We start from the raw sequence: 7,532 nt of genomic DNA on the forward strand, positions 1-7,532 counted from the left end.
GCAAATGCCTAGGAACAAAACCCGGGGCACTTCAGGAGCGCTGATACTCCTGCTCCAGACGCTCTGTCTCTACACAGTGCATTACATGAGCCATTACATGCGCTGTTTTACTGCACTGTGTACTAGCCATTCCATTACGCACTACGCTGGCGCACTTCAAGTTCATTGAAATCTTCTCAGACATTAGTGGTTCTCCTTCAAGTGAAGAATGCTTTAACTGGCCCCACCTTACCGGCATTCCTCTCAAACTTGGCCTCTGTTCGCTATGAGCGTTGGGGCACAGCGCCTAAGGCGCATACGGAAGCTGGGTTAACATTTACTCATGTCTGTTTCTGAGCTGTCCACCAGTACCCAGAACTATTTGAAAGCTATCTGGGGGCTAAAGGAATGGTCATCCGAGCCCGTTACCGCCACACTTATAGCGAAACAGCTGGGACTCAAGCTCTCCTCGGTCTCCGATGCAGTGCGCAAAATGTCGAAGCAAGGGCTCGTGTCACACACGCCCTATGGCTCTGTGGAGTTAACCGAACTTGGCAGGCAGTACGCATTGGTCATGGTGCGCCGCCACCGATTGCTTGAGTCTTTTTTGGTTCAAGCATTGGATTATACGTGGGACGAGGTCCATGATGAAGCCGAAAATCTTGAACACGCGGTGTCTGACATGCTCATAGAGCGCGTGGATAAGTTCCTCAATTACCCCACTAGGGATCCACACGGCGACCCTATCCCTACGGTTGATGGACAGGTCACTATCCCCAGTGCGCACCGTCTCACCGACAGCGGCGCACAACCGCAGGTGACCGTGGAACGCATTTCTGATTCCGACCCACAACTGCTGGCCTTCCTCAAAGAGCAAGGCATCGTCATTGGGGCTGTTCTTACCACGCGCGAAGGAACGCCCTTTTCAGAATCGCTCGAAGTACAGGTAGCCGACAGTACTCAGTGGGTAGTACTTGGGCGCCCAGCTACGGACGCAGTGTTTGTAGCACACCACAGCCTGTAGTCTTTCCCTTTCTCATTAATCCTGTCCCTACCTGCCCTTTTAAAAACTACGGTGCGGCGTAGTTTGCAACTACGGTAGTACGTAGTTAATCTTTTCGATCATCACCTATCCCACTTATGGCTAAGGCCAGGATGAGCAGGATTGTCATGTCAGACTCACCAGATTTGGTGTACTTTTCTAGCGTTTCTGAAAACACAAAAAGATTCGTCGAACGCTTAGATAGACCCGCAGTGCGCATTCCACTGCGGCCCAAGAAAACCGGAATGATCCAGGTTTCACACCCGTACGTACTCATCGTTCCAACCTACGGCGGTGGCTCGCTCAAACGCGCAGTCCCCAAACAGGTCATCGACTTCCTCAATGACCCAATCAACCGTTCCTTTATCCGGGGCGTGATTACCTCAGGCAATACCAACTTCGGAAGCGCTTACTGCGTCGCCGGCCGCATCATTTCCGCTAAGTGCCACGTTCCAGAGCTGTATCACTTCGAGCTACTCGGCACGCAGAAGGACGTTGCCGCTGTAAAGCAGGGCCTTCACAAGTTTTGGGAGCAGCAAAGCAACTAACAATTACACCCCATTGATTTCCCACAAAATGAAGACCACATCCGCAACACACAGATTGGAAACCACAATGCCGCCACTTAAGGCCACCCCCACACAGCCCATTGGCCCTACGCCCCGCACCGCTTCAGCAGACGATGCCGGCGGTGTCGGTAAGCGCAAGAGCTACCATGCACTCAACGCGCAGCTGAACCTATTCGACGATTCGGGAAGAATCCAGTTCGACAAGGACATTGAGGCAACACAAGACTTTTTAGCGCACCATGTCACTCCCCGCATGCATCAGTTTGAATCCACCAAGCAGCGCTTGGAGTGGTTGGTTGATAACGAATACTACGAGCGGGAATTCCTTGAGCTTTATGATGACGATTTTCTGTGCACTATGTACGACAGAGCCCACCGAGCCAAGCATCAGTTCCGCACTTTCCTCGGCGCATTTAAGTTCTTTACTTCATACGCACTGAAAACCTTTGATGGCTCGCGATTTCTGGAAGGCTACGAAGAACGCGTCGCCACCACAGCTTTGTACCTTGCACAGGGCGATGAAGAGCTTGCGGAGAAGCTGGTGGATGACATCATGACCGGACGCTTCCAGCCCGCCACCCCTACTTTTCTCAACGCAGGAAAAGCCCAGCGTGGCGAAATGGTCTCCTGCTTCCTCCTTCGCATCGAAGACAATTTGGAAAGCATTGGCCGCAGCGTGAACTCTGCACTGCAGCTTTCAAAGCGCGGCGGTGGTGTGGCCTTGTTACTGAGCAATCTGCGCGAATCCGGAGCCCCAATCAAAAAGATTGAGAACCAAGCTTCCGGCGTAGTCCCAGTCATGAAAATTCTGGAAGATAGCTTCAGCTATGCCAACCAATTGGGCGCTCGACAGGGCGCTGGAGCCGTCTACCTACATGCGCACCATCCAGATATTCTTCGTTTCCTGGATACCAAGCGGGAAAATGCCGATGAGAAAGTCCGCATTAAGACTCTTTCGCTGGGAGTTGTTATTCCAGATATAACCTTCCAGCTGGCCAAAGAGAACAAGGATATGCATCTTTTTAGCCCGTATGACATCGCTCGCGAGTACGGCGTAGCCATGTCTGACATGTCTATCACCGAGTATTACGACGAGCTGGTTTCCAATCCGCGAATTTCTCATACGACTATCAAGGCCCGCGAGTTTTTCACCACGCTGGCTGAGCTTCAGTTTGAATCTGGATACCCCTACATACTCTTTGAGGATACGGTCAACCGCGCTAATCCCCTCAAAGGACATATCAATATGTCCAATCTGTGTAGTGAGATCCTCCAGGTCAACACGCCATCCACCTACGGCGCCTCAGGTAACTACACCACCGTTGGCCAGGACATTTCCTGCAATCTAGGGTCGCTCAACATCGCTAAAGCTTTTGAATCACCGGACTTTGGGGAAACTGTTGAAACCGCGGTGCGCGCTCTCACGAAGGTCTCAGACCTAACAAATATCGAAGCTGTTCCTTCCATCGCTCACGGTAATGCATCCATGCATGCCATCGGGTTGGGCCAAATGAATCTCCACGGTTTCCTGGCTTCCAAGCGTATTCCTTATGGCTGCGCCGAAGCACTGGACTTTACAAATATCTATTTCCTGACCGTGACCTATCATGCGCTCCGTGCATCCCATGCGCTAGCGGTTGAGAAAGGTCAACGATTCACTGGCTTTGAAGAATCCACCTATGCCACTGGCGTCTACTTCGACAAGTACATCGACCAAGACTGGGCGCCGGCCACTGACCACGTAAAACAGCTATTCCATGAGGCTGGCGTGCAGATTCCTCAACGCGAGGATTGGTTATGGCTCAAGAACCAAGTGATGCAAGACGGCATCTACAACGCCTACTTGCAGGCAGTTCCACCCACTGGATCAATTTCCTACATCAATGACTCCACCGCGTCCATACACCCGATTGCCTCCAAGATTGAAATACGCAAGGAAGGCCGCTTGGGGCGCGTGTACTACCCCGCACCGGAAATGACCAACGACAACTTGGAGTATTTCGATGACTCCTACACCGTGGGGTACAAAAAAATCATCGACACCTACGCTATGGCCACCCAACACGTGGACCAAGGGCTTTCCCTGACTTTGTTCTTCACCGCTGACACCACTACGCGGGACATCAACAAGGCACAAATCTATGCCTGGAAAGCCGGAATCAAGACCTTGTACTACATCCGTTTACGCCAACCTGCACTCCAGGGAACCGAGGTCGAAGGCTGCGTTTCCTGTGCTCTGTAGGAACACGGTCCTTCCTTCACTCACAACCATCCATCAAGAAAGAAAGAAGCTATGTCTTTAACATCAAACACTGCTGAGCTAACCAGCATCTCAGTTACGCCGCCAAGTTACCGGCATGACCCTTCAGCCCGCATCCGCGCCATCAATTGGAATCGGGTGAGCGATGAGAAGGATCTTGAAGTGTGGAACCGCCTCACCGCCAACTTTTGGTTGCCAGAAAAGGTTCCACTTTCAAACGATCTCCCGGCGTGGCAGAGGATGACACCGGAGGAACGCAACCTCACCATGCGGGTGTTCACGGGACTCACCACCCTGGACACCGTCCAGGCCACTGTGGGCGAAATCTGTCAGATCCAAGATGCCCGCACCGAGCACGAGGAGGCCGTGTATACCAACATCGCCTTCATGCAATCAGTCCATGCCCGTTCTTACTCTTCAGTGTTTTCTACTTTGAGCAGTACGAAAGAAATTGATGAGGCATACCGCTGGGCGGTGAATAATGACCTTCTCCAGGCACGCGCCAAAAAAGTGCTCACTCATTATTTTGGACCCGATCCACTCAAGCGCAAAGTGTCATCGACGCTGCTTTCCTCGCTGCTTCTCTACGCGGGTTTCTATCTTCCCCTGCATTTTTCCGTCCACGCCACCCTGACAAATACGGCAGACATGATTCGCCTCATTCTGCGTGACAAGGCAGTGCACGGTTACTACTCAGGCTACAAGTACCAGCGCGGACTGGAAACGTCTGCTCCACAACGGCAACAGGAGATGCATGATTTCACTATTTCCTTGCTCGAAGAGCTTTATGCCCTAGAGCTGGATTATTCCGGCGAGCTATATGAGCCGTTGGGGCTCATGGATGATGTAGCTGTATTCGTTCGCTATAACGCCAATAAGGCGCTCATGAATTTGGGCTACCCGGACTACTTCCCACCTGAAGAAACGGAAGTGAACCCGGAAATCCTCGCTGCCCTAGCACCTGGAGCAGATGAAAACCATGACTTCTTCTCCGGCTCCGGTTCCTCCTATGTCATTGGCACCGCTGAAGAAACGAGTGATGATGACTGGGATTTCTAAACCGTTTCCACGACCAGACCAAGGAAGCTGGCTTGAGACCATCGCGCTGTTTGAAGCCATCCGCGAAGGAAACCAACCAGCAGCCATGCGGCTTTTGGATACGTCCGCCGCACGGGAGGCCGTCCTCGGGGGACTGTTAGGACTCATCGAACTGTACTTCCGCCATGAAGAAGACAAAGTGGATAACTTTCTTACTGCCGCCCACGCCGCCGGGCCACCGCCTGCCTTTGGCTGCAAGCCTTTTCTCCCTTGATCGCACGTACCTACGCCCAACTAAGAAGAAAGGACTTCCTATGACCACCCCACGCATTAGTGTTATCGTCGGCAGCCTGCGCCGCGGCTCATTTGCGCGCAAGATTGCACACGAAGTGCTCACAATGATCCCTGAAAACTACCAGGCAGACATCGTTGAAATCCGTGACTTGCCGCTCTATGACTTCGACTACGATGACCCCTCGGTCACGGACAAGCCCATTCCAGCTGAGTACACCACTTTCCGCGACACCATCAAGAACTCGAGCGGCGTCCTCTTTGTTACCCCGGAAAATAACCGTACTATCCCTGCCTGTCTCAAGAATGCAGTGGACATCGGTTCCAAGCCCAACTCGGATGTGGCTTGGAAGAACCTTCCCGCAGGTATCATCAGTCACTCTGTAGGCCGCATGGGCGGCTACAGTTCACAGAAGAACCTCCGGCTCGCCCTGTCCTACTTCGATATGCCGCTTCCTGGTCAGCCCGAGGTATTCCTTGGCCAATCCCCCACCCTCTTCGAAGACTCCGGCCATCTCAATGAAGGCACCGCAGGCTTTGTCAAAGACTACGTTATACGCTTCCTGCAGTTGGTCGACATGACATTAACAGCCAAGCACAGCTAGCGACGGCGACTAACCCTAGCCACCGCCCTCTACGAAGTACTTGAAGGCTTCTAAAGGGCCTTCTCAAAGACACAAACCCCGGATTCACACTCATCCTTGAGTTACCTGAATCTGAACCCAGGACGCTTCAAAAAACACCGCTCTAATTCTTCGATTTTCGCTGAATTAGAGCGGTTTTAGCGCTGTCGCTGGACACTGACCCTGGCGACATCCTGTTAGGCCGCTACAGGGCCATACAGGGCAGGGGAGACCCCCATCTACGGCTTGCCGCCGTCGGGGGACTCCTTGTCACCGTCGGGAGACTCCTTGCCACCGTCGGGGGACTCCTTGTCACCGTCGTGGTCGCGCTGTTGCTCCTGCTGGCGGCGCTTAGCGATGCGTTCCAGCGCGCGACGCAGTACTGCAGCGCTTTCCTCCTGAGTACGGTCGATGACGATCTCGCGGTACCGTTGCTTCATCTCTGGGTTGCTGTCAATCTCGACCCGCAAAAAGTCCTGATCAACATGCGAAATCTCCTGCAACGACTGCGTTGCTTCCTCGATGATGATCTTCGCTTCCTGCTCTGCTTCCTCGCGCGTTACTGCAGCGTCACGTGTGGCCTCATCATGTTCTTCACTGCCGAATTCTTCGGCAAGGTCAAGCAGCTCATCTGCCTGAGCTTCAGCGAGACCCAGCGTCTGCTCAGCTTCTTTGCGTGCGTCACTGCGGATCTGCTCGGCTTCTTGCTCGGCCTTTTCGCGTGCTTCGCTGCGGAGCTGTTCAGCTTCCTGCTCTACACGCTTGAGCTTGGCTTCGGCGGCGCTCTCAACCTCCTTGGCACGGTCCAGCAACTCTTCCGCCTGTGCCTCGGCAAGACCCAACTCCTGTTCAGCATCCTTCTGTGCATCACCACGAATCTTTTCGGCGTCCTGCTCGGCCTTCTCGCGTGCTTCTTTGAGTACGCGCTCGGCAACCTCGCGAGCCTGCTGTTCAGCATTTTCCTGCACACGCTGGGCTTCTTCACGGGCCTGCTGCGCCCGTTCGAGTTCTTCTGCAGCTTGCTTGCGGTCTTTCGCTGCAGCATCGACATCTCGCTGTACGGAGCTGTGCTTCCGTTCCACCTCGTCCTCACGGTTCGCAAGGTCGCGCTCCCGGTCCTGCTGTTCGACGTAACGGTCAAGATTCAGCGACTCATTGTGACGTTCAGACACATCTAGCTCTACCGGGTAACCCAACGCGTACATGTGCTCTCGAAGTCCACGCTGCGCGTCGATGAACTTCTGGTTCCCGGAGATTTGTTTGCCCTTCTTCGGGCCAGATATGTACCGCACCGACTCATCAGTGTTGTACGCGATGCCGGGCCGGCAGCGGAGCTTGTCGGGATCATCCGGCTTCGGCGAGAACGTATCAGCCTGGAACTGGATGTGTGGCGTTGATTCGTCGAAGTTCATATCCCCACCGGCTACGGCATCGATGCCGCCGGGGATGAAGTTCTCGGCGAGCCAACGCATCGACTCTTCGAGATACTGCTTCGCTGCTTCGTAGTCGCGTGCTACCAGCCGAGGCCGTTTCACTTCGCGACCGTCTACCTCACTTGTGTAATAGTCCGGGATTTCTTTACACATCGACTTCGGTAGATGCACGACGAACAACGACGTTTCAAAACTGTTCTTCTGCACGCGCACGCCGTCCATCCGGGCGTCTTGGTACGCCAAGACTTCCTCGACGGACGCAGTGAAGCGTCCTGGGTTTAGTTCCGCTTCTTTTAC

Annotated in this window: 6 protein-coding genes; 5 read left to right on the top strand and 1 reads right to left on the bottom strand. The window is 53.7% G+C overall.

Features of this window, described 5'->3' with window-relative positions; translation table 11 throughout:
* Window positions 1–322 precede the first annotated feature (322 nt).
* From HMPREF3227_RS13930 to HMPREF3227_RS08590, 5 genes are all read left to right on the top strand, one after another.
* Entirely contained in the window at window positions 323–1,003 is a 681-nt protein-coding gene (locus HMPREF3227_RS13930) for a metal-dependent transcriptional regulator (protein ID WP_022862719.1), read from the top strand.
* A gap of 116 nt (window positions 1,004–1,119) precedes the next feature.
* Window positions 1,120–1,569, top strand: coding sequence for a class Ib ribonucleoside-diphosphate reductase assembly flavoprotein NrdI (gene nrdI / locus HMPREF3227_RS08575; RefSeq protein WP_052093126.1), 450 nt, complete (start codon window positions 1,120–1,122; stop codon window positions 1,567–1,569).
* 67 nt (window positions 1,570–1,636) lie between these two features.
* Complete coding sequence (nrdE, locus tag HMPREF3227_RS08580) at window positions 1,637–3,832, top strand: class 1b ribonucleoside-diphosphate reductase subunit alpha (protein ID WP_034666261.1); 2,196 nt, start codon at window positions 1,637–1,639, stop codon at window positions 3,830–3,832.
* A 51-nt stretch (window positions 3,833–3,883) separates the two neighbouring features.
* On the top strand, window positions 3,884–4,909 hold the full coding sequence (gene nrdF / locus HMPREF3227_RS08585) for a class 1b ribonucleoside-diphosphate reductase subunit beta (protein WP_077210033.1): 1,026 nt from the start codon (window positions 3,884–3,886) through the stop codon (window positions 4,907–4,909).
* Window positions 4,910–5,202: 293 nt separating this feature from the next.
* Window positions 5,203–5,784 (top strand): NADPH-dependent FMN reductase, encoded by a 582-nt coding sequence (locus HMPREF3227_RS08590; protein ID WP_022862715.1) that lies wholly within the window; start codon window positions 5,203–5,205, stop codon window positions 5,782–5,784.
* Window positions 5,785–6,041: 257 nt separating this feature from the next.
* Here the strand turns inward: HMPREF3227_RS08590 and HMPREF3227_RS08595 are convergent.
* Window positions 6,042–7,532 (bottom strand): coiled-coil domain-containing protein (locus HMPREF3227_RS08595; RefSeq protein WP_197429522.1); only part of this gene is annotated, 1,491 nt, incomplete at its 5' end.

It is taken from the genome of Corynebacterium sp. CMW7794, assembly GCF_001563605.1.
In the GTDB taxonomy this organism is placed as follows: Bacteria; Actinomycetota; Actinomycetes; order Mycobacteriales; family Mycobacteriaceae; genus Corynebacterium; species Corynebacterium phoceense.